This is a genomic window from Kribbella sp. NPDC056345, from assembly GCF_042262745.1.
GTDB lineage: Bacteria > Actinomycetota > Actinomycetes > Propionibacteriales > Kribbellaceae > Kribbella.
On record NZ_JBHJQQ010000004.1, the window covers coordinates 766,889 to 789,509 of the forward strand.

The following is a 22,621-nucleotide window of genomic DNA, read 5'->3' on the forward strand; positions in this document are numbered from 1 at the left end:
GTTACCGCTCAGCTACTCGGTACGGCGAGGGTCAGCCGCTGCGCGAGGTCGCGGACGTGCGTGATGAGCTCGGGTGGGGACTGGATCTCGAACGGATGGCCGAGGAGGCCGACGTACAGGGCCAGTTCGTCCAGGGAGTTGGAGCCGGCTTCGACTGCGGTGGTGGTGGCGTCGAGCGCGGTGACGCCGGCGACGTTCGGGCCAAGCTTGTCGGCGACGACCTCGACGGGGGCGTGGACGCGGAAGACAGCCTGGTACCGGTAGCCGGCGGACGCGGTCTTCGGCTCGGGGACTTCGCGCGGGGTGAAGCGCGGGCCGGTCGGGATCACGGGTTGCAGGCGGTCGAGGCGGAAGGTGCGCCAGTCGGTGCGGTCGAGGTCCCAGGCGATCAGGTACCAGCGGCGGCCGGTGTTCACCAGGCGATGCGGTTCCGTCGTACGGCGGGCTGCCGTGCCGTCGTGGTTGCGGTAATCGAACCGCATGCGCTGGTGATCGCGGCACGCCTCGGCGACTGCGAGCAGTACGTCGGGCTGGACGGCGGCCGCTCCGGAGGGGGTGACTGCGACGCCTTGGAGCAGCTTGACCCGATGCCGCAGCCGCGAAGGCAGGACCTGCTCGAGCTTGGTCAGCGCGCGGACCGACGACTCCTCGATCCCGGCGACCGTGCCGCCGGCAGCTTGGCGCAGGCCGACCGCCACGGCAACGGCTTCTTCGTCATCCAGGAGCAGCGGCGGCAGCGAAGCACCGGCCCCCAGCCGATAACCGGCCACCCCCGGTACGGCGTCGACCGGGTAGCCGAGATTGCGCAGCTTCTCCACGTCGCGCCGAACGGTTCGGGGGCCGACGCCGAGCTCGGCGGCCAGGGCGGTACCGCTCCAGTCCCTGGGGGACTGGAGCAGGGAGAGCAGTTTGAGGAGTCGTGCGGAGGTTTCCAGCATGCCGCGAATTCTCCCGATTGCTTAGGACAGAAGCTGACCTAACTGACTGGAAGACTACAAGACATGACGACGATCAAGCCCTTCCGCATCGACATCCCGCAGAGCGTTCTGGACGAGCTGGCCGCGAAGCTGGCAGCTGCCCGGCTCCCGACCCCGCTACCCGGTGACGACTGGACGACCGGCGTACCGGTTGCCTACCTGGCCGAGCTGGTCGAGTACTGGCGGACCAAGTACGACTGGCGGGCCGCGGAGGCCGAGCTGAACGCGTTCCCGCAGTACACGACTGAGATCGAAGGTCAGCAGATCCACTTCCTGCACGTGACCTCGGCCGAGCCGAACGCGCTGCCGCTCCTGCTGACGCACGGCTGGCCGGGCTCGGTGGTCGAGTTCCTGGACGTGATCGGGCCGCTGACCGACCCGGTCGCGCACGGTGGTGATGCGGCGGATGCGTTCCATGTGGTCATTCCGGCGCTGCCCGGGTTCGGGTTCTCCGGTCCGGTCTCCGAGGGTGGTTGGACCGCCGACCGGATCGGCCGGGTCTGGGCCGAGCTGATGAACCGGCTGGGGTACGACAAGTACGGCGTACAGGGTGGTGACATCGGCGGTGCGGTGTCACCCGAGGTGGCGCGGGCGGCTCGCGAGCACGTGGTCGGCGTTCACACGAACGGCGGGCCCGGCCCGATGCCGCCGTACCCGCTGGCCGAGGAGGAGCTGCGCGGCCTGAGTGAGCTGGAGCAGGATCGGGTCGCGCGGATCGGGAAGTTCATGCAGGAGGAGTTCGGCTACATCGCGATCCAGGCGACCAGGCCGCAGACGATCGGTTACGGCCTGGTCGACTCACCGGTCGGGCAGCTGGCCTGGATCATGGACAAGTTCCACGCCTGGACCGACCCGCGCAACACCATCAGCACGGACCGCCTCCTGACCAACGTGATGCTCTACTGGCTGACCGGTACGGCGAACTCGGCGGCGTACGTCGGTTACGCGCAGGCGCAGGCGTGGGGAGCCGGGAAGGAGAACTCCGGCGTCCCCACTGCCGTTCTGGCGCTGGCCCACGACGTGCCGGTGCGCAAGTACGTCGAGCAGGAGAACACGGTCACCCGCTGGAACGACGTCGACCACGGCGGTCACTTCGCGGCCCTGGAAGAGCCCGAGTTGCTGGTGGCCGACGTCCGCGGGTTCTTCAGCGACCTCCGTCAGTAGTCGGTCGAGGTGGAAAGGTGCGCCCAGGCAGCGGTCTCGTCGGCCCGCTCCTGGGCGCCTTGCTGGGCGCGGGTGAGTGCGTCGGTGCCGAGGAGGAGGCGGACCGGCGGCTGGTCGGCGGCGACCACCTGGAGGATTGCCTGGGCAGCCTTGGCCGGGTCGCCGGCCTGTTTGCCGTCGGTCTCCAGGCGGTAGCGGTTCATCGCGCCGACGGTCTCGTCGTAGTCGGGATGGGTCGGGGCGATCGTCATCGACGAGCCGCCCCAGTCGGTCCGGAAAGCGCCCGGCTCGACGATCGTCACCTTCACGCCGAACGGCTTCACCTCGTTGTTCAGCACCTCGGAGAATCCTTCGACGGCGAACTTCGCGGTCTGGTACGCGCCCATCCCCGGCGTCCCGCCGACCCGTCCGCCGATCGACGAGAACTGCAGGAAGTGCCCGCTCTTCTGCTCCCGGAACACGGGTAGCGCGGCCTTCGTCACGTTCACCACGCCGAACAGGTTCGTCTCCACCTGGGCGCGGAAGTCGTCGTCCGGCGTCTCCTCGATCGGGGCGCTGTTCGCGTACCCCGCGTTGTTCGCGACCACGTCGAGCCCGCCGAACTCGTCCACAGCAGTCCGTACGGCGGCCCGCGCGGCAGCCGGGTCTGTCACGTCCAGTGCCACTGCCCGCACCTGGTCGCCGTACTTCGTGACCAGGTCGGCGAGCTGCTCGGGGGTCCGTGCCGTCGCGACGACCCGGTCGCCGGCCGCCAGCACCGCCTCGGCCAGCGCACGCCCGAGCCCACGGGAACTACCGGTGATCAACCACACCTTGCTCATTGTCGGTCCTAACTAACCAAACGGTTGGATACATCTCTACTGTACAACTAACCGGTTGGTTGTAAAGTGGCGTCATGCAGCAACGGAACGCCGACCGGACCCGGAGCAAGATCCTGGCCGCCGCTACCGAGGAGTTCGCCGAGCGCGGGATCGCCGGGGCACGGGTGCAACGGATCGCCGAAGTGGCCGGATGCAACAAGGCGATGCTCTATGCGTATTTCGGGAGCAAGGACGGGCTGTTCGATGCGGTGTTCAGCGCATCCGTCGAGGAGTATCTGGAGGTCGTCGGTTTCGACACCGACGATCTTCCGGCGTACGCGGGGCGCTTGTTCGACTACTTCGAGGACAACCCGGGGCGGCTCCGGCTGACCAGCTGGTACCGGCTGGAGCGGCCGGCCGGTGAGCCGCTCGAAGCGATAGTCGCCGTGAACCAGGCCCGGCTCGACGAGCTCGATCGGGCGCAGCGCCGCCGTACCGTCACGAAGCAGTTCTCCTCGGTCAGCCTGCTGCCGTTGATCCAGGCGATCGCGACGAGCTGGTCGTCGATGACACCTGAGTACGGCACTGCCACGCCCAGCCGGGCGTCGCGGCGGAAGGCAGTGGTCGCGGCGGTGGAGAAGATTCTCAGCTGATTCATTGGTTGGCCCGAGTCTGTTCTCAGATCCGCGAGCTCTACTCGTACCAGAAGGAACTGGGCTGAGGAGGGCAACGGCAATGAGCGACGGTGCAGGACAGCAGGACGACCAGCAGGCGCAGGGGCCACGGCCCGAGTTGAATGCTCCGCGGGCTGAGGGTGAGAGTCCGCGGGCGGCGATCCCGCTTCCGCCCGGGCCGCAGCACCAGCAGCCTGTTCAGCAGCAGGGCTGGCAGAATCCGGGCTGGCAGTTGCCGGGGGCACCTGTTCAGAGTCCGCCGTACCCGCAGCCGGTGCAGCATCCGCAGCAGGCACAGGTGCCGGCGCCGTACGGCGGCTGGCACGGCGGCGGCGGTTATCCGCCGGTGCCCGGCCAGGTCATCGCTTCCGGTCCGGCCAAGCCGCCGCGGAAGAAGCGCCGGCTGCTCGCCGCCGGTGCGCTGAGCATCGCCGCCCTGCTGGTTGCCGGATCAGTTGCCTGGGGCATCGATCAGCAGGTCGGCGGGACCCACGGTTCGCAGCTGTCGCAGACGCAGTTCGACCCGGCCGCGGTCGCGTCGAAGGTGTCGCCCGGTCTGGTGAACATCAACACCGTGCTGGGTCTGGAGAACGCCAAGGCCGCCGGTACCGGGATCGTGCTGACCTCGGACGGCGTGATCCTGACCAACCACCACGTCATCGAGGGCGCGACGTCGATCACGGTCACCAACGTGGGCAACGGGAAGACGTACGTGGCGACTGTGGTCGGGTACGACGAGGACCACGACATCGCCGTACTGAAGCTGAAGGACGCCTCGGGCCTGGAGACCGCGAAGCTCGGGAACTCCGACAACGTGAAGGTCGGCGACCAGGTGGTCGGCATCGGGAACGCGGGTGGGAAGGGCGGTACGCCGACGTACGCGGCCGGCAAGATCACCGCGCTGAACCAGGCGATCACCGCGACCGACCAGAACGGCCAGGACCCGGAGAACCTGAAGAACCTCCTCCAGACCGACGCGAACATCCAAGCCGGCCAGTCCGGCGGCCCGCTCGCGAACGCCAACGGTGAGGTGATCGGCGTCGACACCGCCGGCAACAACGGCGGCAACGGTGGCCAGGGCAACCCCGGCCAGACCTCCGCAACCACCAACACCAAGCCCAACCCCCAACTAGCCGCCGACGGCGACCCGTACGCCCCCGGCTTCGGCGACGGACAGGGCTTCCCGCAGAACCCGTACGGCGACCCCGGCAACAGCCAAGGCGACGGCGGCCAGTGGAACGGCGGCCAAGGCTATGGCGGCCAAGGGAACGGCGGCCAAGGCTACGGCGGTCAGGGCAACGGTGGTCAGGGGCAGGGTGGTCAGGGACAGGGCGGTAACGCTACCGGCGCCCAGGGCTACGCGATCCCGATCAACCAGGCGATGGACATCGCCAAGAAGATCCGGTCCGGCCAGGAGTCCGCGGACATCCACATCGGCGCCGACCCGCTGCTCGGTGTCTCGATCATCCCGAACGCCGGTGTCCAGGGCGCCGCGATCCAGGACGTGATCCCGCAAGGCAAGGCCGACGAGGCCGGTATCACCGCCGGCGACGTCATCACCTCCTTCGACGGCAAGCCCGTCACCTCCCCCGAGACCCTGTCCGAGCTCCTCGACCAGCACCACCCCGGCGACAAGGTCGAGGTCACCTGGACCGACCAGCAAGGCCAGACCCACAAAGCCACCATCGAACTGATCACCGGCCCAGTCCGCTGACCAACCCCCAAATCCGGGTCGCCGGCGCACCCCCTCGCTCGCGACCCGCACCGGGCCCGGCGCGTCTCTCCCTCCCCCGAGACGCCCGGGCCCGCTTTCGTGTGCGTCCCGGTCCGGTGGGTGGAATGGAGGGGCGGGGTGGTGAACGGGTGTTTACTGTGGGGGTGTGAGGGCTCGGGCGGTGCTGGGGGTTTTGGGGTCTTGTGGGGTGCTGGTTTCGGTCAGCCAGACGATTGTGGTGCCGTTGTTGCCGGCGTTGGGTGGGATTACGGGGCGGTCGGCGGCTGATGTGAGTTGGGTGTTGACGGTGACGCTGCTGGCGGGGGCGGTGTTCACGCCGTTGCTCGGGCGGGCCGGGGACATGTACGGCAAGCGGCGGGTGTTGCTGGTCGCGTTGAGCTCGATGGTGGCCGGGTCGTTGTTCTGTGCGTTGAGTTCGGAGCTGGCGGTGCTGATCGTCGGGCGGGCGTTTCAGGGGGCCGCGATCGCGGTGGTGCCGCTCGGGATCAGCATCTTGCGGGATGAGCTTCCGCCGCGGCGGGTGATTCCGGCGATCGCGGTGATGAGTTCGACGCTCGGTGTCGGGGCCGCGTTCGGGATCCCGGCCGCGACGCTGGTGGTCGAGTACTGGAACTGGCACACGATGTTCTGGATCTGCGTCGGCCTCGGCGTGCTCGACATCGTCTTGGTGCTGCTGGTCGTTCCCGAGTCCGTGGTGCGGACCAGCGGCCGCTTCGACGTACTCGGTGCGCTCGGACTCGCGACGTTCCTCGTCTGCCTACTACTCGCGGTCTCGAAGGCCAGTGCGTGGGGCACCGGCCCGACGATCGCGCTCGCCCTCGGCGCCATCGCCGTCGTACCGGTGTGGGGTTGGTACGAACTCAGAACCCTCAGTCCACTGGTCGATCTACGAGTCTCGGCCCGGCCGGCCGTTCTGTTCACCAACCTCTGCGCGCTCCTGATCGGCTTCGCCTTCTACGCCAACTCGTTGTCGACCGCGCAGCTTGTGCAGGAGCCGACCTGGACCGGATACGGGCTCGGGGCATCGATCGTCGTGAGCGGCCTGTGCCTGTTGCCGGGCGGGGTCGCGATGGTGCTCCTGTCGCCGCTCTCCGCACGCATCTCGAACTCAAGAGGTCCGCGGTTCTCGCTGGCGATCGCGTCGGTGCTGATGGCTGCCGGGTACGTCGTCCGCTTCTTCACCAGCCATTCGATCGCCGGAATCGTGGTCGGGGCGACTGTGGTCGCGGCCGGTACGGCGATCGCGTATTCGGCACTCCCGGCTCTGATCATGCATGCTGTGCCCGTGACCGAGACGGCGGCGGCCAACGGCCTCAACACCCTGATGCGCACGGTCGGGACCGCGATCTGCAGTGCGATCGTGGCGACCGTGCTGACCACTGTGACCGTGTCGAACGGCGACCGCGTCGCCCCGTCCCTGTCGGCGTACCTGATCGTGTTCGTGATTGCCGGTCTTGCTGCGGCGGTCGCGGCCGCGCTGGTCGCGTTGATCCCGGGCCGCGAGCCGGTGCGTGCGTCGTGATCGACCCAGGCCGTACGGCGATCCTCCGGGCCGCCCGGCGTGCGTTCGCCCTGCAGCCGTACGCCGCGGTGACGTTGCGCGGGATCGCCAGTGAGGCGAACGTGAGCGCGGCCCTGATCGTGAAGCACTTCGGTAGCAAGGAAGCGCTTTTCGAGCGGGTCGCGGATTTCAGCGAGGCCGCGGAGTTGTTGCTGGCCGCGCCGGATGCCGAGCTCGGTGCGCATGCCGTCCGGACACTGGTCACTTATCGCCGTGATCACGGTCTGGATCTGCTGATCCGGGTGATCTTCGCAGCCGGTGGCGGTGACGAGCGTGCGCTGATTCGTGAGCACTTCCACGACCAGGTGACGCGCGCCTTCGCGAACCGCCTGACCGGCCCGGACGCCGACCTCCGGGCGGAGCTGATCACCGCCCAGCTGCTCGGCCTCAGTGCCGCGATGGCGATCGAGAAGACCGGCCCGGCCGCCACCGCGGACGCCGACGAGATCGTGAACCTGTATGCACCGGGGATCCAGTCACTGATCCGGTAGTAGTTCGAAATGTGAACTACCGTCTCGTACGTTGGACATCGAGGCCGCCATCCGCGAGCAGCGCCGCTAGCATGGTGCGACCGGCTCGAGAGGCGCTGCAACGGACGATTGGTCCGCCACGCTCGGGCGGGGCCTCAACTGTGGAGGCACTGTTGCAAGGGCGCCTCCGGAGCGAATCTGGAGGTGGCGCGACGGATGAGTAGTGAGACCCGGCTGAGGAAGCTCCTGTCCGAGCGGGTGGCGGTTCTCGACGGTGCCTGGGGCACGATGCTGCAGGGCGCCGAGCTGACCACGGCGGACTATCAGGGTGACCGCTTCCGCGATCACACGCATGACGTCACCGGGGATCCAGACCTGCTGATTCTGACCCGCCCGGACCTCATTCTCGATGTCCATCGGCAGTACCTCGCGGCCGGTGCCGACATCACCACCACGAACACCTTCACCGCGACGAGCATCGCGCAGGCCGACTACGGCTTGGAGGCGTACGTCCACGAGATGAACGTGCGCGGCGCGCAGCTCGCCCGGCAGGCGGCCGACGAGTTCGGTGACCGGTTCGTCGCAGGGTCGATCGGCCCGCTGAACGTGACGCTGTCGTTGTCCCCCAAGGTGGACGACCCGTCGTACCGGGCGGTCACCTTCGAGCAGGTCAAAGCGACGTACGCCGAGCAGATCGCAGCGCTGGCCGAGGGCGGCGTCGACCTGCTGCTGATCGAGACGATCTTCGACACCCTGAACTGCAAGGCGGCGATCGCAGCTGCCCGCGAGGTCGCGCCGCAGTTGCCGCTGTGGATCTCAGTGACGATCGTCGACCTGTCCGGCCGCACGCTGTCCGGGCAGACCGTCGAGGCGTTCGGGAGCTCGGTCGAGCACGCCGAGCCGCTCGTGGTCGGCGTCAACTGCGCGCTCGGCGCGGCAGAGGCACGTCCGCATGTCGCCGATCTGGCCCGCTTCTCCGACACGTTCGTCGCGGCGCACCCGAACGCGGGTCTGCCGAATGCCTTCGGTGGGTACGACGAGACTCCGGACCAGACGGCCGCGTTGCTGCACGAGTTCGCCGAGTCCGGCCTGGTGAACATCGTCGGCGGATGTTGCGGGACGACCCCGGCGCACATCGCCCAGATCGCGACCGCGGTCAAGGGCCTGCCGCCGCGGCCCGTCGTACCGACCGATCACACGACTCGCTTCTCCGGCCTCGAGCCGTTCAAGATCAGTGCCGACACCGGCTTCGTGATGATCGGTGAGCGGACCAACGTGACCGGGTCGGCCCGGTTCCGCCGGCTGATCGAGAGCGACAACCACCAGGCCGCGGTCGACGTGGCGCTGGAGCAGGTCCGCGGTGGCGCGAACCTGCTGGACGTCAACATGGACGCCGACCTGCTGGACTCCGAGCAGGCGATGACCACGTTCCTGAACCTGATCGCGACCGAGCCCGAGGTGGCCCGGATCCCGATCATGATCGACAGTTCGAAGTGGTCCGTGCTCGAGGCCGGCCTGAAATGCGTGCAGGGCAAGGGCGTGGTCAACTCGATCAGCCTGAAGGAGGGCGAGGAGGAGTTCCTCGACCGAGCCCGCCGGATCATGTCGTACGGCGCGGGTGCCGTCGTGATGGCCTTCGACGAGCAGGGCCAGGCGGACACTGTCGAGCGCAAGGTGGCGATCTGCGGCCGTGCGTACGACCTGCTGACCGGGATCGGGTTCCCGGCCGAGGACATCATCTTCGACCCGAACGTGCTGGCCGTCGCGACCGGTATGTCCGAGCACAACGGCTATGCACTGAACTTCATCGAGGCGCTGCCGCTGATCAAGGAACGTTGTCCGGGCGTGCACATCAGCGGCGGGATCTCGAACCTGTCGTTCTCGTTCCGGGGCAACGACATCGTCCGCGAGGCGATGCACTCCTCGTTCCTGTACCACGCGGGCAAGGTCGGCCTGGACATGGGAATCGTGAACGCCGGCCAGCTGGCGGTCTACGAGGACATCCCGAAGGACCTGCTGGAGCTCGTCGAGGACGTCATCTTCAACCGTCGCGAGGATGCGACCGACCGCCTGGTCGCCTTCGCCGAGAACGTGAAGGGCAAGGGCACCCAGCGCGAGGTCGACCTGAGCTGGCGCGAGGGCACGGTCGAGTCGCGGCTGTCGCACGCGCTCGTGCACGGGATCGTCGACTTCATCGAGGCCGATACCGAGGAGTGCCGGCAGAAGTTGCCGCGGCCGCTCGAGGTGATCGAGGGCCCGCTGATGGACGGCATGAAGGTGGTCGGCGATCTGTTCGGCGCCGGCAAGATGTTCCTGCCACAGGTGGTGAAGAGCGCGCGGGTGATGAAGCGTTCTGTCGCCTACCTCGAGCCGTACATGGAGGCGGAGAAGGAGCTGGCCCGGCAGGAGGGTCGCGCCGAGGCCGTCCGTGGTCAGGGCAAGGTGGTGCTGGCGACGGTCAAGGGCGATGTCCATGACATCGGCAAGAACATCGTGGGTGTGGTGCTGGGTTGCAACAACTACGAGGTCATCGACCTCGGTGTGATGGTGCCCGCGGCAAAGATTCTCGACACGGCTGTTGCCGAGGGCGCCGATGCGGTTGGGCTGTCCGGTCTGATCACTCCGTCGCTGGACGAGATGGTTGCGGTGGCCAGTGAGATGCAGCGCCGCGGACTCAAGCTGCCGCTGCTGATCGGTGGCGCGACCACGTCGAAACAACACACTGCGGTTCGCATCGCTCCGGCGTACGAGAAGACCACCGTGCATGTCCTGGACGCGTCTCGCGTGGTTGGCGTGGTGTCGGATCTGCTCGACGACGACCGGGCCGAAGCGCTTGCCATCAGCAACGCTGCGGACCAGGAGCGGCTGCGTGAGCAGCACGCCAACAAGCAACGCGCGCCACTGCTGACCCTTGAGCAGGCTCGCGCGAACTTCGAACCGGTCGAGCACGGTACGCCGCCGGTCCCGTCGTTCACGGGATTGCGCCGGGTGTCCCCGGATATCGAGACGCTGCGGGCGATGGTCGACTGGCAGTTCCTCTTCCTGGCTTGGGAATTGAAGGGAAAGTACCCGGCGATCCTGGATCAGCCGGTGGCGCGCGAGCTCTTCGACGACGCGAACACGTTGCTCGACGAGATCGTTGCAGGAGGTTCCTTCAAGGCCGAAGGTGCCTACGGGTTCTGGCCGGCGCACAGCGAGGGTGACGACATCCTGCTGGACGGTCTCGACGTCTCGTTCCCGATGCTGCGGCAGCAGACGGAGAAGCCGGCCGGCCGGCACAACCGGTGTCTGGCCGACTATGTCGCGCCTGCTGGTGACTACCTCGGTGGGTTCGGGGTGGCGATCCACGGCGCCGAGCAGCTGGCGGCGAAGTACGAGGAGAAGAACGACGACTACCGCGCGATCATGGTGAAGGCCCTGGCCGACCGGCTTGCCGAGGCGTTCGCCGAGTGGATCCACCTGGAGGCGCGGAAGGCCTGGTTCGAGCCGGATGCGGAGCCGCTGCTGGAGGATCTGCACGCGGAGCGGTTCCGCGGGATCCGGCCGGCGCTCGGCTACCCGGCGAGCCCGGACCACAGCGAGAAGCAGGAGCTGTTCGACCTGCTCGAGGCCGACAAGCTCGGGCTGGCGCTGACCGAGTCCTTCGCGATGACACCGGCGGCCGCGGTCTCCGGTCTCATCTTCCAGAACCCGGCCGCCCGCTACTTCAGCGTCGGCCGCCTGGGCAAAGACCAGATCGAGGACTACGCCCGCCGCCGCGGCGAGACCGTGGAGGAAATCGAGCGCTGGCTCCGCCCGAACCTCGCGTACGACCCGGCATGACCGTGACCGTGCGCCCAGCCGTTGCTGCTGACTCCGACGCCATCGCGTCCATCTGGCACAGCGGTTGGGCCGACGGCCACCTCGGCCACGTCCCCGAGGAGCTGGTCGCCATCCGCACCAAGGAGTCCTTCTGGACCCGCGCCGCGGACCGCATCGGCGACACCACCGTCGCAGTCGTGAGAGACGACGTCGCCGGGTTCGTGATGGTCGTCGACGACGAGGTGGAGCAGGTCTACGTCTCCCGGGACCACCGCGGTTCGGGCGTGGCCGGCATCCTGCTCGCCGAGGCCGAGCGCCAGGTGGCGGCCAACGGACGGGACGAGGCCTGGCTGGCGGTCGCGACGGGTAATGCGCGGGCACGCAGGTTCTACGAGCGCTGCGGGTGGACGGACGGTGGTCCCTTCGACTACCCAGCGTCAGTCGAGCGCGGCACTCTCCCGATCCCGTGCCATCGCTACGTCAAAGCCGTGACATCTGTCAGCTGAGTCGCGGCCCAGACGGGTTTAGGTTGCTGAAGCAAGCCAAACTCGTTCTGGGAGAGGTCATCATGGGTATCCGCATCTCGCGGCGGATGGTTGCCGTCGGTACGGCGGCGGTCGCGTTGACGTCGGTGGTCGGTGGGGTCGCGTACTCGGCCGGGGTGACGGCGCAACAGCCGGCCATTCAGACGTCGACGCCGCACAGTGAGCGCAACGTGACGAACATCGACGTGTTGCGGCAGCAGCTGCGGAACTACTACGGGGATCCGCTGGGCACCGGGAACTTCGGTGCCGACAGCAACTATGCCCGCGAGGCCTCGTCAGTGGCCAAGGCGGGGCAGCGCTGGATCTCGGCGCAGCATCACACGTCCAGGACCAAGGCGATTCTGCTGGACGTCGACGACACCTCGCTGGCCACGTGGAACTACGAGATCGCCAGCAACTGGGCGTACAACCCGGAGACCAACGCGGATTACGTGCTGGGGCAGAAGTTTCCCGCCGTACCGGGGATGGTCGAGCTGGTGAAGACGGCAGAACGGGAGGGGGATGCGGTCTTCTTCCTGACCGGACGCGGCGCTGCGCAGGAGCAGGCGACGTTGGGCAACCTGACGGCGGACGGGGTCGGGATCGATGCCGGCTATCCGAAGCCGACCAGCTTGCCGAACGGTGAGGACGGTCTGTTCACGAAGCCCGCGGTGGCGGACTACCCGGCGTACCTGAAGAAGGCGTGTGCGGCGGACCCGAACGGTGCCTGTACGACGATTCATTACAAGTCGGCCACCCGGGCGCACATCGAGTCGCTGGGCTACGACATCGTCGCGAACTTCGGCGACCAGTACTCCGACCTCAAGGGTGGTTACGCCGACCGCACGTTCAAGCTGCCGAACCCGAACTACTACTTGCCCTGAGCACTGATCCGGCCGACCAGCTCGCGACGGCTCCGGACGCCGACCTTGGCGAAGATCGACTTCAGGTGACTCTGCACGGTGTGCGGGGACAGGTGCAGGCGCCCGGCGATCTCGCGGGTGTCGTTGCCCTGCAGGACCAGTTCGGTCAGCTCGCGCTCGCGCGGGGTCAGCCCATAGGCGGCCGAGATGAGCGGTGCGATCGACGGTACGGCGGCCGCCTGCAGGACCACTGCCACGCGCTGGTCCCAGGCGGTCGCCGCCGTCGCCGGGGCCGCGTGGACCTGGATCCACTGACCGGATTCGCCCAGCATCCGCGCGGTCGCCTCCTGGCCGGTGAGGCGCACGCGCTCGACGATCGAGACCACCTCGTACGGCAGCAGGTCAGCCGTCACCGATCCCTCGAACCCGAACTCCTCGAGCCAGCGGGCGGTCGACGGTGTGTGCGACTCGACGCGGCGGTCGCCATCGAACACCAGTACGCCGGGCCACAGATCTGCACCCGGTCCGGCTGCCCGGGCGTGCACACCTGCTGCCCGGAAGGACAATCCCAGCAACGGCGCGATCACGTTGGCGAAGTCGCGTTCCTCCGGGGTGAAGTCGCCCTGCCGGAAGAACGAGACGCAGCCCCAGGGCACACCGTCCACGACGAACGCCGTCCGCAGTTCGCCGGTCATCCCGACCGGTTCCAGCAGGGCGACGTACCGGCTGCTCTTGCGTAGTTCGCCACCGGTCGCCTCGCTCAGGATCCCGGCGTGCCGGGGTGCCTTGAACAAGGAACTGAACGAGTTGTAATCGTCATGCAGGTAAGCGATCTCGGCGATCCCCGCGGTCGGCGCCGGCATCCTCTCGGCCGAGTACCGGGTCTCGATCAGGGTGCTCGGATCCATCGCATGCCAGCAGCTGCTGTCCCGCGGCAGCGCGCGGCGCAGGACCTGCTGGGCCTCGTCGAAGAGGTCGGCCAGTGGCAGCTTCGCCGCCGCCAGCGAGACCACCCGGTCGTAGGCGCGGAAGTGGGCAGCGTGGTTCACCTCTCGATGGTCACACAGGCCCAGGCGGTCGCGATATCCCCTAAATGTGGCATGGCCGCCCGGCGCGGCGGGTGGTTAGCGTAACGGCGTTCGTACTTCGTCTTCCTTGGGGGAATCAATGCCTGAAGCAACCACCGTCTTCCGTGCCGTCGACACGCAGGACTTCGACGCGTTCGCCGCGATGCTCGCCGAGAAGTCCACGTTCGTGTTCGGCAACCAGGAGCCGTTCGTCGGGGTGGAGGCGATTCTGGCCGGTAACGCGGCGTTCTTCACGATGGTCCGGCGGACCGAGCATCACATCAATCGGATCTGGACGGTCGGGGCGACCACACTCGCCGAGACCGACGTGACCTACACGCGGCTTGACGGCCAGGAGGTCACACTCCCGGCGCTCAGCATCTGGGACGTCGACGAGGCCGGCCTGATCACCAGCTACCAGGTCTTCGCCGACCTCACTCCCGTGTTCACGCCCTAGGGAGAACCCCGGTCAGCAGCGTGGTCAGCTGCTCGCGCAGGGTCGGTTCGAACTCCATCCGCAGGGGCGCCAGGGAGGGGTCGGCGTCGAACGCGGCCAGCAAGGCCGGGGTGGGATGGGCATGGGTCCAGACCGCCCCGGCCAGCATGCTCGCCGGTGGGATGAACCGCATCGCGCCCTCACGCCCGATCTCGGGCAGCGCGATGGTGACCAGCTCGATCATTCGCTCGTAGCCCCGCGCCGCGGAGCGCTTGAAGGCCAGCGCCGTCTCGGCCGAGATGTTGCGCTCCAGCACCGATGCCTGACTGCTGAGCAGGTCGCAGAGCACCGGCCGTGCGCCGAAGGTCTGCACGATCACCTCGACCAGCGCCGCGGCGCGCTCGGCGAGCGGCGTGGACGACGGCATCGCGGCGAGCCCGGCCGCCAGGTCGTCCACCCAGGCCGACAGCTCGATCGCGGACAGCTCGAGCAGCACGCCCTCGCGGGAGTCGAAGTACTTGAGCACGTTCGACTTGGCCAGGCCGACGCGGCGGCTCAGCTCGTTCAGGCTGACTTCGCTGACCGGCATCTCGGTCAGCATCTCAGCGGCCGTGGTCAGGATCGCCTGCCGCCGGACCGCCCGCTGTTCCTCGCTGCGGGCGCGCTGGAAGGTCGTCACGCTCACATCCTACAGACCAACGGTCTGTTGTTATCGGACCAGCGGTCTGATAACGTCACTCATAACAGACCACCAGTCTCTTATGGAGGATCCGATGTACGTCGTCCCGGACCAGACCGGCAAGCTCGCCGTCGTCACCGGTGCCAACAGCGGTACCGGCAAGGAAGCCACCAAGCGCCTGGCCGCGGCCGGTGCCCGGGTCGTGATGGCGGTCCGGACCGTCGCCAAGGGCGAGGCCGCCCGGGCCGAGATCCTCGCCGAGGTTCCCCATGCCCAGCTGGAGGTGCGGCGCGTCGACCTGGCCGACCTGGCCTCGGTCCGGGAGTTCGCCGACGGCCTGACCGCCGACGAGCCACACCTCGACCTGCTGGTCAACAACGCCGGCGTCATGCACCCGCCGAAGCGGTTCGGTACTGCCGATGGCTTCGAGTTGCAGTTCGGTTCGAACTTCCTCGGCCCGTTCGCGCTGACGATCCGCCTGCTGCCGCTGGTGCTGACCGCGCCCGCGCCGCGCGTCGTCACGATGAGCAGCGGTACGGCGTACTACGGCCGGATCCGCTGGGACGACCCGAACTGGGAGCAGGGCTACAGCGCCTTCCGGGCGTACGCACAGTCGAAGCTCGCCGACCTGATGATGAGCAACCACCTGGCCAAGCTCGCAGCAGACCGCAACTGGAACCTGCTGAGCGTCGCCGCGCACCCCGGCTTCACCCGTACCAACCTGCAGACCGCCGGTGCCACCCTCGGGAAGAGCAGTTCGCGGGAACCCCTGATCAACCGCATCCTCACCCCGCTCATCCCCTCGCAAGCAGCTCCCGAAGGCACCGAACCCCTGCTGTTCGCCGCCGCCAGCCCCGAGGCGCAGCAAGGCGCGTACTACGGCCCCGGCGGCAGGTTCCACCTCGTCGGCCCGACCGAGCTGGCCAAGGCCCCGAAGCGCTCCCGCAACGAAGCCGACAACGCCCGCCTCTGGTCGCTCGCCGAATCCCTCACCGGCGTCCACCTGCCGGCTCGGGTCAGCTGACTACTTCTGCGGTCCTGCCTTGTACGCCTTGAGTGCGGCGACGGCGCGCTCGCGGTAGGCCGTGATCACCTCGGCAAGCGGATGCTCCTTCGAGGGATTGGCGATCAGCTTGTCGAGGGTGTCGTAGATCTCCTTCAGGCGCTCATCGGCGACCGCCGCGTCCGGTGAGTTGATCACGGCCTTCATCTTGCCGGTGACCGCGCGGTCGGCGGCCACCGACAGCGCGTGCGCGAACTCGAACTTGACCGTCTTGAGCTCACCGAAGGCGTCGTGCTCGTGGCCGGGCTGGTCCTTGGCGAGCAGTCCGTGCGCCTTCCGGTCGCCGAACTCGACCTGCTTCTTCTCGATGTCCTCGTCGAGCTTCTCAGCAGCGGTCCGCAAGGCCAGTACGCCGGCGCGGCTGCCGAGCGCGCTGCCCAGACCGCCCACCAGGGCGCCCTTGGCCGCACCGGTGAAAGGCTCCCACAGGCCGGCCTGGCCCACACCGCGATCGAATCCGCGCTTGCCGCCGTCGTACATCGCCCCGGGCAGTCGCTTGATGACGGCGCCGGCCTGGTCGATCGCACCCTTGAAGTCGTCGAGGAAGCTGTCGTGCTTCACCGGGGACTCGTCGCCGAGCTGGACCTGGTCCGGCTGCGGGGCGGCCTTGCTGCGGCCGGCGAGCTTGTCCACCAAAGGCATTTCGGCGTCGATCTCGTCGGCGGCACCACGGATCTTGTGCGACAGCGCGTGCATGCTGTCGTCCGCGCCGAAGGTCGCGGTGGTCAGCCCGCCGAGCTTGTACTCGACCTCGTCGATCGCGATCTCGACGAAGTTCGAGTGCGACCAGAAGTCCTCCAGGGCATGGGATGCGCGGCCGATGAGATCCAGTGCCTCCGGATCGAGCAGTGCGCCGGATCCGGCGCCGGGCCCGGCAGAACGTCGTACCTCGGCTGCGGTTTCGTCGGCCACTGCGCCTGATGGCAGCCCGCCGACCATGGCCTTCGGCGCGTCCTTGTCGAGGACGGCACGCATCGCCTTCGAGTGATCCGCGGCCGCGGCGGTCTGTCCTCGGGCCAGCTCAGGGTGCGTGAGGCGGGCAGCGTTGAACAGAGTTTCCTTGATGTACTCGCGGGAGATGTACATGTGTGGCGGCAACCCACCGGTGTCCAGGGTGCCCAGATCGGCGATCTTGTCGTTGGCCGCGGTCGCGGCCGGGTTGTCCATGTGCTCGTAGAACTTGTAACCGCCGTACGCCGATCCTGCGAACAGGCCGGCGGGATCGGCGACGCCCGCGTCGACGATCGCCTGGCAGGCGTTGTGGAACGCGGTGATCTCGGTGTCGGTGAGGCGGCCGTCCTTGGCCGCGAGCTTGACCGCCTTCCACTCGAGGATCGCGTTGCCGAGAGCCGGGTGGGCCTGGGAGAGGTCGCGCTCCCAGTTGGCTGCGTAGATCAGGCCGATCTCGTCCGGAGTGAAGTCCGAGCCGGCCAGGCCGTCGACGACCGAGGTGCGGTGGTAGCGGGGGTCGAAGTGCTGGACGGCGAGTTGCTTCGGGGCGGGAAGGGTGGCCAGTGAGCCTGAAGCGGTTGTGCGGGAGTGGGCGATGGATTCGGCTCCGGCTTCCAGGGAGTCGTGGCCGCCGGGGGTGCCGGTGCTTTGCTGGACTACGTGGCCTAGTTCGTGGGCGAGCACGTGGTCGCCGTGGGGTGTGCCGGGGGAGATTCCTGGGGCCAGGTGGACTTCGTGGCCTTCGGTGAGGCCGTGTACGCCGGCGGAGGCGGCGCGGGTGCTGTCGCGGTGGATGGTGGTGGGGGAGAGGTCGAACCCGGTGACGCCTTCGACCTGGCTGCGGACGGTCGACTCAGGGGCGCTCAGCATCGCGCCGGCGACGGCGGCGTTGCCGGCCAGGCGGCCGAGGTCCTGGATGCGGGACTGTTCCGGAGTCAGCGATTCGGTTTCGTGGGTGTGGCCCACGGGGTTGCTGTCGAGCTCCTCGTCCTTCTCCGACGCCTTCCGCATCGCACCCCCTCCGCCCGGACTACCGACGGTAGCCGGGCGCCGACGTACCTCGTAAGAGACAAACGGGCATCGCAGACTGCACCCTGGGGAGATGAGCGAGTGGTCGAGTGGCGAGATCTACGAGTCGTATGTGGGCCGCTGGAGCCGGGTGGTCGCCGAGGAGTTCGTTCGCTGGCTCGACCAGCCGGAGGGCTTGCGCTGGCTGGATGTCGGCTGCGGCACGGGCGCGCTGACGAGCACGATCCTGCGGACGGCGAAGCCGGCATCCGTGCTCGGTGTCGACCCGTCGGCCGGTTTCGTCGGGTACGCGCGGCAGACCGTCCCGGGCGCGAGCTTCGAGGTCCGCTCGGCCGCTGACCTACCGGACGGCCCGTACGACGTTGTGGTGGCGGGCCTCGTCCTGAACTTCATCCCCGAGCGCGTCCAAGCGCTCCGGCGGATGCGCGAACTCGGCACGACCGTCGCCGTCTACGTGTGGGACTACGCCGAGGGCATGCAGCTGATGCGGTACTTCTGGGATGCGGTGGTCGCGCTACGCCCTCAGGATCGCGAGTACGACGAGGGCCCGCGCTTCCCGTTCTGTACGGCGGAGGGGCTGGCCGGGCTGTTCGCCGAGGCCGGGTTCGGGGCGACCGAGACCCGGGCGATCGTCGTACCGACGGAGTTTGCGTCCTTCGACGACTACTGGCAGCCGTTCCTCGGTGGGCAGGGCGTCGGACCGGCATACGTGCGCACGCTGGACGAGGAGGACCGTGATGCGTTACGGGAGGACATCAGAGCTCGATTGCCGATCGAGGCTGATGGGTCGATCCGGCTGACTGCGCGAGCCTGGGCGGCTCAGGCGTCCAGGTAGTCGCTCCTGAGTAGACCGAAGAGGAGGTCGTCGGTCCACTCGCCCTTGATCCAGGTGTGCGACCGGCGCAGCCCCTCACGCTGGAAACCGAGGCGCTCCAGCAGTCGCGCGGATGACGTGTTGCGGGCGTCGCATTCGGCCGAGACGCGGTGCAGGTTCTTCACCGTGAACAGGTGGTCGAGCAGACCGCGCACGGCCTCGGTCGCGTAGCCCTTGCCCTGGTACGCCGGTGCCAGCGTGAAACCGAGCTCGGCCTGCATCAGGTTCTCGTCCAGGTGCAGTCCGAGATCCCCGATCAGTACGCCGTCCAGGTCGACGGCGTACTGGAACCAGCCGGGTGCATCCGGATCGCCGGTGCCGAAGCCGGTGACCGTGATGAGCGCCTCCGGCTCTCTGACCGGCGTCTCCCAGGACTGGTAGCGGGCAACCTCGGGATCCGACCGGTACGCCGCGAAGGCGGGCGCGTCGCCGGGAGTGAAGCGGCACAGCGTCAGCCGCTCGGTCTGCACGAACATCCCGTCATCATGTCAAACCACGGCCCTCGGCTCCGTCTCATTGAGGAGAGGAGTATGCCGATGAGATTCCTGTTGATCGTGCACGGTGAAACCCGCGCTGACCTGCGCAGATCCGCCTTCGAGCAGGCCGCCCGCGAGGCCGGTGAACTGATCGGCGGTGAGCTGCTGGCGCACCAGCAGCTCACCGTGACCGTGCCCGATCGGGCCGGCCCCGGGGGCATCGACGCGTACTACGTGATCGACGTCGAGCACCCGGCGCGCGCGGTCGAGCTGGCCCGGCTACTGCCTGATGCCCGGTTGGAGGGCCGGTACGTCGAGATCCGGGCGATCATGCGACCGGCCGGAGAGCTCTAGCGCAGGACGTCGAACCACAGATTCGTGGTTGCCGAACGACGCCGGAGCCGAACCGTGCGACCGCCTTCCTCGGCGAACACGCGGGTGCCGTCGCCGAGGAACACCGGCGCGACGATCAGCAGCACCTCGTCGAGTTCACCGGCCGCGATGCACTGGCGGGCGATATCGGCGCCGATCACGTTCACGTACTTGTCCCCGGCCGCGGCCTTCGCGGCGGCAATTGCCTTGGGCAACTGATCGACGTACGTGACACCGGGCTCCGGCGTCTTCGGCAGGCGGTGGGTGACCACGAAGAGCGGGCCCTCCCAGCCGCCGCCGAACGCCTCGCCCTCGCCGGGTTCGCCCTTGTGCGGGTCGTCGCCGTCGTGGGACCGTCGGCCGACCAGGATGGATCCGATCCGCGGGATCAGCTCGTCGAGCTCGGGGTTCGGGCCGAGATACGGGCGCATCCACTGCATGTCCCCGTTCGGTCCGGCGATGAAGCCGTCGGCCGACATCGTCGCCGAGTACAGCAGCTTTGCCATGGAGTTCTCCCTGCTCGCTCGTTGGTTCATAGTCGTGCAGACGAGCGAGCAGGGGAAAACTCATCGCGAGGCGGGACCGACGTCGGCCGGGGTGAGCGGACGGCGTACCGGGGTTGCGCTGCTGTACTCGTCGGCGCCGACATCGGCACGACCGGAGCGGGCGTGACCGTCGACGTCCTGGGTCACCGACGGGTAGGTGCGGCTCGCGGCGTCGATGGCCGGGCTCCCCGCACCGAGACGCCGTACGCCGTCGGTGCCCGCGACCAGCTTGGGATCCTTACGGGTGAAGCCGGAGGCCGGGATGTTGCCGTTGCCGGCTGCGCCCCAGAGCAGGTTGCCCGACCAGGTGATGCCCTGCTGATACGGCATCGACACCAGCGATCCGGAGTCACCGGCGAGCAGGTTGTCGGCGATCGTGCAGCCCAGGGGTGGCAGGGTGCGCTGCGTTTCGCCGCTGATCGCCGTACCGGCCGACAGCACTGTGTTGAGGGCGATCGTCACCCGGTCCGGTGCGTCGTTGCCCCGGCGGCTTTCCGCGGAGTCCTCCGGTTTGTGGTCGCGGACGTTGCCGCTGCCCAGCACGATGCCGGAGCCGCTGACCCGCTCGACGTAGTTGTTCACGATCAGGTGATCGTTGCCGTAGATCCGGATACCATTGCTACCGGCAAGAATGAAGTTGCCTTCGACCCGGGACCTGTTGCCGTGCCGGAGCACGATGCCGCCGAGACTTGACCGGACGGTGTTGTGGCGGATGACGTTCGCCGAGGACTTGACCGAGATCGCCTCCGGGTCGCCGTTCGCGCGTTCGAACAGGTTCTCCTCGACGATCGCACCGGCGTCGCTGAGCGAGCGGCCGCTGAGGCCGAGCCGGATCGGCTCACCGCCGTTGTCACCCGCGAAGGTGTGGTCGGAGAAGTAGTTCCGGGCGATGCGGACACCGCGGGCCATCCCCGCCGTACCGGGTCCTTCGACGCCGAGGAAGACGCCGAGCGTCGACTTGCCGTGGAAGTGGTTGCGCTCGATGACCGTGTTGTCGCCGCGGACCATGACCCAGTGCATACCCTCGATATCCGCGAGCTGGAGGTCGTTGCGGCTGATCCGGATGTTCTTGCAGGTGGTCGGGATGTCGAGCGTGGTCCGCTGCCGCAGCTTGAAACCGCTCAGCACGACGTACGCCGAATCGCTCAGCACGAACCCGCGATCGCCGGTCAGGGTCGCGCCACCGGTCGAGGCGGCTCGCACGGTGATCGGGGCGGCAGCCGTACCGCGGCGGCCCTGGACCGGGATGCCCTGACTGCCGGTGACGTTGTACGTCCCGTCGGCGAGCACGATCTCGGCTCCGGGCTGGGCGGCGGCGATCGCGCGCCGGAGTTCGTCGACGGTCCGGACCTGGGTGGCCCGGGTACTGGCCCGGGCCGAGCTGGTCGCGGTGACGGCGACGGCGGTGCTCGTGAGAGCGGCGGTCAGGAAGGTACGGCGGCCTAGTGGCATCAGGTTCTCCGGGGTTCGGGGCGGTGGAGGCGGCCAGTGTGTGGTCGTGGTGGCAGGCTTGGCAAGCGCTTACCGTCGGGGTTGCCGGAATCTCCCGTGGAGCGGAAGAATCGACAGTGGAGTTCCGCGGTGCGCCCCGTTTGGGAGCCCCGGCCGGGGGAGCGGTAGCCTTCCGGCCACGTGGTCTTTTCGGATGTGGATCGAGGTGGTCGGGGCGATGCCGGAGGGTGACGTCACGCGCCGGGTCGGGCCGGAGCTCGATCTGAGCCGCCCGTCCGATGCCCGCATCTACGACCTGATGCTGGGCGGGAAGAACAACTTCGAGGTCGACCGGCAGGTCTTCGCCGAGCTGCTCAAGGTCGGGCCGGAGATCCCGCAGCTCGCGGCCGAGAACCGGCGCTGGATCGCGGCCGCGATCGGCCGGATGGCCGCGGGTGGCGTCAGCCAGTTCCTCGATCTCGGCTGCGGTCTGCCGGCGGAGCGCAACCTGCACGACGAGGTGCTCGCCGTCGCTCCGTCCGCCAAGACGGTGTACGTCGACAACGACGTGACCGCGATCGCGCACGGCCAGGCCCTGCTCGCGGACTACCGCCGTACCTTCTTCGCCGCCGCGGACATCCTCGACCCTGCGATGGTCCTCGAGCACCCGACCGTGGTCGACGCACTCGACCGGGACCGCCCGGTCGGGCTGATCTTCGGCCTGACCCTGCACACCCTGCCCGGCACCGACCAGCTCCGTCAGCTCCTCGCCGACTACCTGGCGCCGTTCCCGTCGGGTTCCTTCGTGGCCATCACGCACCCGATGAACCCCAACGACGGCAGCCGCCTGGCCGACGCCGCCACCTCGATCGAGGCCAAGTTCCGCGAGTACTTCCCGCGCCTGCGCTTCCGCACCCTCGAAGAGCTCACCGAGTCCCTGGCCGACCTCGAGGTCCTCGCCCCCGGCATCACCGACCTGGCCCACTGGTGGCCCGCCGACGAACAGAACCTCAGCCCCACCGGTGCCGCCCGCCTGATCCTCGGAGCCCTGGCCCGCAAACCGTAATTCGGTGGTGCGGTGGGTAGCCGCGATCGATGATGGGCGCATGCCTGTCCGCTGACCGATCGC

21 protein-coding genes are annotated in these 22,621 nt (G+C 68.3%); 13 read left to right on the top strand and 8 right to left on the bottom strand.

The window, feature by feature from the left end; genetic code table 11:
• Positions 1-8: 8 nt before the first annotated feature.
• Entirely contained in the window at positions 9-938 is a 930-nt protein-coding gene (locus ACFCV3_RS18550) for a helix-turn-helix transcriptional regulator (protein ID WP_376031254.1), read from the bottom strand.
• A gap of 63 nt (positions 939-1,001) precedes the next feature.
• Here ACFCV3_RS18550 and ACFCV3_RS18555 point away from each other — a divergent pair, with 63 nt between their 5' ends.
• Positions 1,002-2,141, top strand: a complete 1,140-nt coding sequence (locus ACFCV3_RS18555) for an epoxide hydrolase family protein (protein WP_376031256.1) — start codon at positions 1,002-1,004, stop codon at positions 2,139-2,141.
• Here ACFCV3_RS18555 and ACFCV3_RS18560 read toward each other — a convergent pair.
• A complete protein-coding gene (locus ACFCV3_RS18560) occupies positions 2,135-2,962 on the bottom strand; it encodes an oxidoreductase (RefSeq protein ID WP_376031258.1) in 828 nt (275 codons plus the stop codon). The genes ACFCV3_RS18555 and ACFCV3_RS18560 overlap by 7 nt on opposite strands.
• Positions 2,963-3,036: 74 nt before the next feature.
• Between ACFCV3_RS18560 and ACFCV3_RS18565 the strand changes: the two genes are divergently transcribed.
• From ACFCV3_RS18565 to ACFCV3_RS18595, 7 genes are all read left to right on the top strand, one after another.
• The gene (locus ACFCV3_RS18565) at positions 3,037-3,594 is read left to right on the top strand and encodes a TetR family transcriptional regulator (RefSeq protein WP_376031260.1); all 558 of its coding nucleotides are present in this window, start codon (positions 3,037-3,039) and stop codon (positions 3,592-3,594) included.
• Between the two features lie 82 nt (positions 3,595-3,676).
• Positions 3,677-5,329 carry a S1C family serine protease gene (locus ACFCV3_RS18570; protein WP_376031262.1) on the top strand — a complete coding sequence of 551 codons (1,653 nt, stop codon included), beginning with the start codon at positions 3,677-3,679 and terminating at the stop codon, positions 5,327-5,329.
• Positions 5,330-5,537: 208 nt separating this feature from the next.
• Positions 5,538-6,872: an MFS transporter gene (locus tag ACFCV3_RS18575; RefSeq protein ID WP_376031364.1), complete on the top strand. Its 1,335-nt coding sequence runs from the start codon at positions 5,538-5,540 to the stop codon at positions 6,870-6,872.
• Positions 6,869-7,402: a TetR family transcriptional regulator gene (locus ACFCV3_RS18580; protein ID WP_376031264.1), complete on the top strand. Its 534-nt coding sequence runs from the start codon at positions 6,869-6,871 to the stop codon at positions 7,400-7,402. The genes ACFCV3_RS18575 and ACFCV3_RS18580 overlap by 4 nt, the downstream gene beginning before the upstream one ends.
• A gap of 195 nt (positions 7,403-7,597) precedes the next feature.
• A complete protein-coding gene (gene metH, locus ACFCV3_RS18585) occupies positions 7,598-11,203 on the top strand; it encodes a methionine synthase (RefSeq protein WP_376031266.1) in 3,606 nt (1,201 codons plus the stop codon).
• The gene (locus tag ACFCV3_RS18590; RefSeq protein WP_376031268.1) at positions 11,200-11,688 is read left to right on the top strand and encodes a GNAT family N-acetyltransferase; all 489 of its coding nucleotides are present in this window, start codon (positions 11,200-11,202) and stop codon (positions 11,686-11,688) included. Before metH ends, ACFCV3_RS18590 begins: the two co-directional genes overlap by 4 nt.
• Before the next feature lie 62 nt (positions 11,689-11,750).
• Complete coding sequence (locus ACFCV3_RS18595; RefSeq protein WP_376031270.1) at positions 11,751-12,590, top strand: HAD family acid phosphatase; 840 nt, start codon at positions 11,751-11,753, stop codon at positions 12,588-12,590.
• Here the strand turns inward: ACFCV3_RS18595 and ACFCV3_RS18600 are convergent.
• A complete protein-coding gene (locus tag ACFCV3_RS18600) occupies positions 12,578-13,618 on the bottom strand; it encodes a LuxR C-terminal-related transcriptional regulator (RefSeq protein ID WP_376031271.1) in 1,041 nt (346 codons plus the stop codon). The genes ACFCV3_RS18595 and ACFCV3_RS18600 overlap by 13 nt on opposite strands.
• 118 nt (positions 13,619-13,736) lie before the next feature.
• Between ACFCV3_RS18600 and ACFCV3_RS18605 the strand changes: the two genes are divergently transcribed.
• Positions 13,737-14,093 carry a nuclear transport factor 2 family protein gene (locus ACFCV3_RS18605; RefSeq protein ID WP_376031273.1) on the top strand — a complete coding sequence of 119 codons (357 nt, stop codon included), beginning with the start codon at positions 13,737-13,739 and terminating at the stop codon, positions 14,091-14,093.
• Here ACFCV3_RS18605 and ACFCV3_RS18610 read toward each other — a convergent pair.
• A complete protein-coding gene (locus tag ACFCV3_RS18610) occupies positions 14,083-14,751 on the bottom strand; it encodes a TetR family transcriptional regulator (RefSeq protein WP_376031274.1) in 669 nt (222 codons plus the stop codon). The two genes, ACFCV3_RS18605 and ACFCV3_RS18610, sit on opposite strands and share 11 nt — an antisense overlap.
• Before the next feature lie 94 nt (positions 14,752-14,845).
• Here ACFCV3_RS18610 and ACFCV3_RS18615 point away from each other — a divergent pair, with 94 nt between their 5' ends.
• The gene (locus ACFCV3_RS18615; protein WP_376031276.1) at positions 14,846-15,775 is read left to right on the top strand and encodes an SDR family oxidoreductase; all 930 of its coding nucleotides are present in this window, start codon (positions 14,846-14,848) and stop codon (positions 15,773-15,775) included.
• On the opposite strand, the gene ACFCV3_RS18620 is transcribed toward ACFCV3_RS18615, so the two are convergent.
• Complete coding sequence (locus tag ACFCV3_RS18620) at positions 15,776-17,776, bottom strand: DUF4157 domain-containing protein (RefSeq protein WP_376031278.1); 2,001 nt, start codon at positions 17,774-17,776, stop codon at positions 15,776-15,778.
• A 91-nt stretch (positions 17,777-17,867) separates the two neighbouring features.
• Here ACFCV3_RS18620 and ACFCV3_RS18625 point away from each other — a divergent pair, with 91 nt between their 5' ends.
• Positions 17,868-18,629: a methyltransferase gene (locus ACFCV3_RS18625; protein ID WP_376031280.1), complete on the top strand. Its 762-nt coding sequence runs from the start codon at positions 17,868-17,870 to the stop codon at positions 18,627-18,629.
• On the opposite strand, the gene ACFCV3_RS18630 is transcribed toward ACFCV3_RS18625, so the two are convergent.
• Positions 18,614-19,144, bottom strand: coding sequence for a GNAT family N-acetyltransferase (locus ACFCV3_RS18630; protein ID WP_376031281.1), 531 nt, complete (start codon positions 19,142-19,144; stop codon positions 18,614-18,616). The two genes, ACFCV3_RS18625 and ACFCV3_RS18630, sit on opposite strands and share 16 nt — an antisense overlap.
• Positions 19,145-19,204: 60 nt before the next feature.
• Between ACFCV3_RS18630 and ACFCV3_RS18635 the strand changes: the two genes are divergently transcribed.
• Positions 19,205-19,498: a hypothetical protein gene (locus tag ACFCV3_RS18635; protein WP_376031283.1), complete on the top strand. Its 294-nt coding sequence runs from the start codon at positions 19,205-19,207 to the stop codon at positions 19,496-19,498.
• On the opposite strand, the gene ACFCV3_RS18640 is transcribed toward ACFCV3_RS18635, so the two are convergent.
• On the bottom strand, positions 19,495-20,022 hold the full coding sequence (locus ACFCV3_RS18640; protein WP_376031285.1) for a dihydrofolate reductase family protein: 528 nt from the start codon (positions 20,020-20,022) through the stop codon (positions 19,495-19,497). The two genes, ACFCV3_RS18635 and ACFCV3_RS18640, sit on opposite strands and share 4 nt — an antisense overlap.
• 60 nt (positions 20,023-20,082) lie before the next feature.
• Positions 20,083-21,513: a polysaccharide lyase 6 family protein gene (locus tag ACFCV3_RS18645; RefSeq protein WP_376031287.1), complete on the bottom strand. Its 1,431-nt coding sequence runs from the start codon at positions 21,511-21,513 to the stop codon at positions 20,083-20,085.
• A gap of 193 nt (positions 21,514-21,706) precedes the next feature.
• Here ACFCV3_RS18645 and ACFCV3_RS18650 point away from each other — a divergent pair, with 193 nt between their 5' ends.
• The gene (locus tag ACFCV3_RS18650; protein WP_376031289.1) at positions 21,707-22,558 is read left to right on the top strand and encodes an SAM-dependent methyltransferase; all 852 of its coding nucleotides are present in this window, start codon (positions 21,707-21,709) and stop codon (positions 22,556-22,558) included.
• Positions 22,559-22,621 lie beyond the last annotated feature (63 nt).

What these genes read in the sequence shown, in the direction of transcription:
- ACFCV3_RS18550 (WP_376031254.1), bottom strand. Translation starts at nt 938, where the DNA reads ATGCTGGAAACCTCCGCACGACTCCTCAAACTGCTCTCCCTGCTCCAG.
- ACFCV3_RS18555 (WP_376031256.1), top strand. Translation starts at nt 1,002, where the DNA reads ATGACGACGATCAAGCCCTTCCGCATCGACATCCCGCAGAGCGTTCTG.
- ACFCV3_RS18560 (WP_376031258.1), bottom strand. Translation starts at nt 2,962, where the DNA reads ATGAGCAAGGTGTGGTTGATCACCGGTAGTTCCCGTGGGCTCGGGCGT.
- ACFCV3_RS18565 (WP_376031260.1), top strand. Translation starts at nt 3,037, where the DNA reads ATGCAGCAACGGAACGCCGACCGGACCCGGAGCAAGATCCTGGCCGCC.
- ACFCV3_RS18570 (WP_376031262.1), top strand. Translation starts at nt 3,677, where the DNA reads ATGAGCGACGGTGCAGGACAGCAGGACGACCAGCAGGCGCAGGGGCCA.
- metH (WP_376031266.1), top strand. Translation starts at nt 7,598, where the DNA reads ATGAGTAGTGAGACCCGGCTGAGGAAGCTCCTGTCCGAGCGGGTGGCG.
- ACFCV3_RS18590 (WP_376031268.1), top strand. Translation starts at nt 11,200, where the DNA reads ATGACCGTGACCGTGCGCCCAGCCGTTGCTGCTGACTCCGACGCCATC.
- ACFCV3_RS18595 (WP_376031270.1), top strand. Translation starts at nt 11,751, where the DNA reads ATGGGTATCCGCATCTCGCGGCGGATGGTTGCCGTCGGTACGGCGGCG.
- ACFCV3_RS18605 (WP_376031273.1), top strand. Translation starts at nt 13,737, where the DNA reads ATGCCTGAAGCAACCACCGTCTTCCGTGCCGTCGACACGCAGGACTTC.
- ACFCV3_RS18615 (WP_376031276.1), top strand. Translation starts at nt 14,846, where the DNA reads ATGTACGTCGTCCCGGACCAGACCGGCAAGCTCGCCGTCGTCACCGGT.
- ACFCV3_RS18620 (WP_376031278.1), bottom strand. Translation starts at nt 17,776, where the DNA reads ATGCGGAAGGCGTCGGAGAAGGACGAGGAGCTCGACAGCAACCCCGTG.
- ACFCV3_RS18625 (WP_376031280.1), top strand. Translation starts at nt 17,868, where the DNA reads ATGAGCGAGTGGTCGAGTGGCGAGATCTACGAGTCGTATGTGGGCCGC.
- ACFCV3_RS18630 (WP_376031281.1), bottom strand. Translation starts at nt 19,144, where the DNA reads ATGTTCGTGCAGACCGAGCGGCTGACGCTGTGCCGCTTCACTCCCGGC.
- ACFCV3_RS18635 (WP_376031283.1), top strand. Translation starts at nt 19,205, where the DNA reads ATGAGATTCCTGTTGATCGTGCACGGTGAAACCCGCGCTGACCTGCGC.
- ACFCV3_RS18640 (WP_376031285.1), bottom strand. Translation starts at nt 20,022, where the DNA reads ATGGCAAAGCTGCTGTACTCGGCGACGATGTCGGCCGACGGCTTCATC.
- ACFCV3_RS18645 (WP_376031287.1), bottom strand. Translation starts at nt 21,513, where the DNA reads ATGCCACTAGGCCGCCGTACCTTCCTGACCGCCGCTCTCACGAGCACC.
- ACFCV3_RS18650 (WP_376031289.1), top strand. Translation starts at nt 21,707, where the DNA reads ATGTGGATCGAGGTGGTCGGGGCGATGCCGGAGGGTGACGTCACGCGC.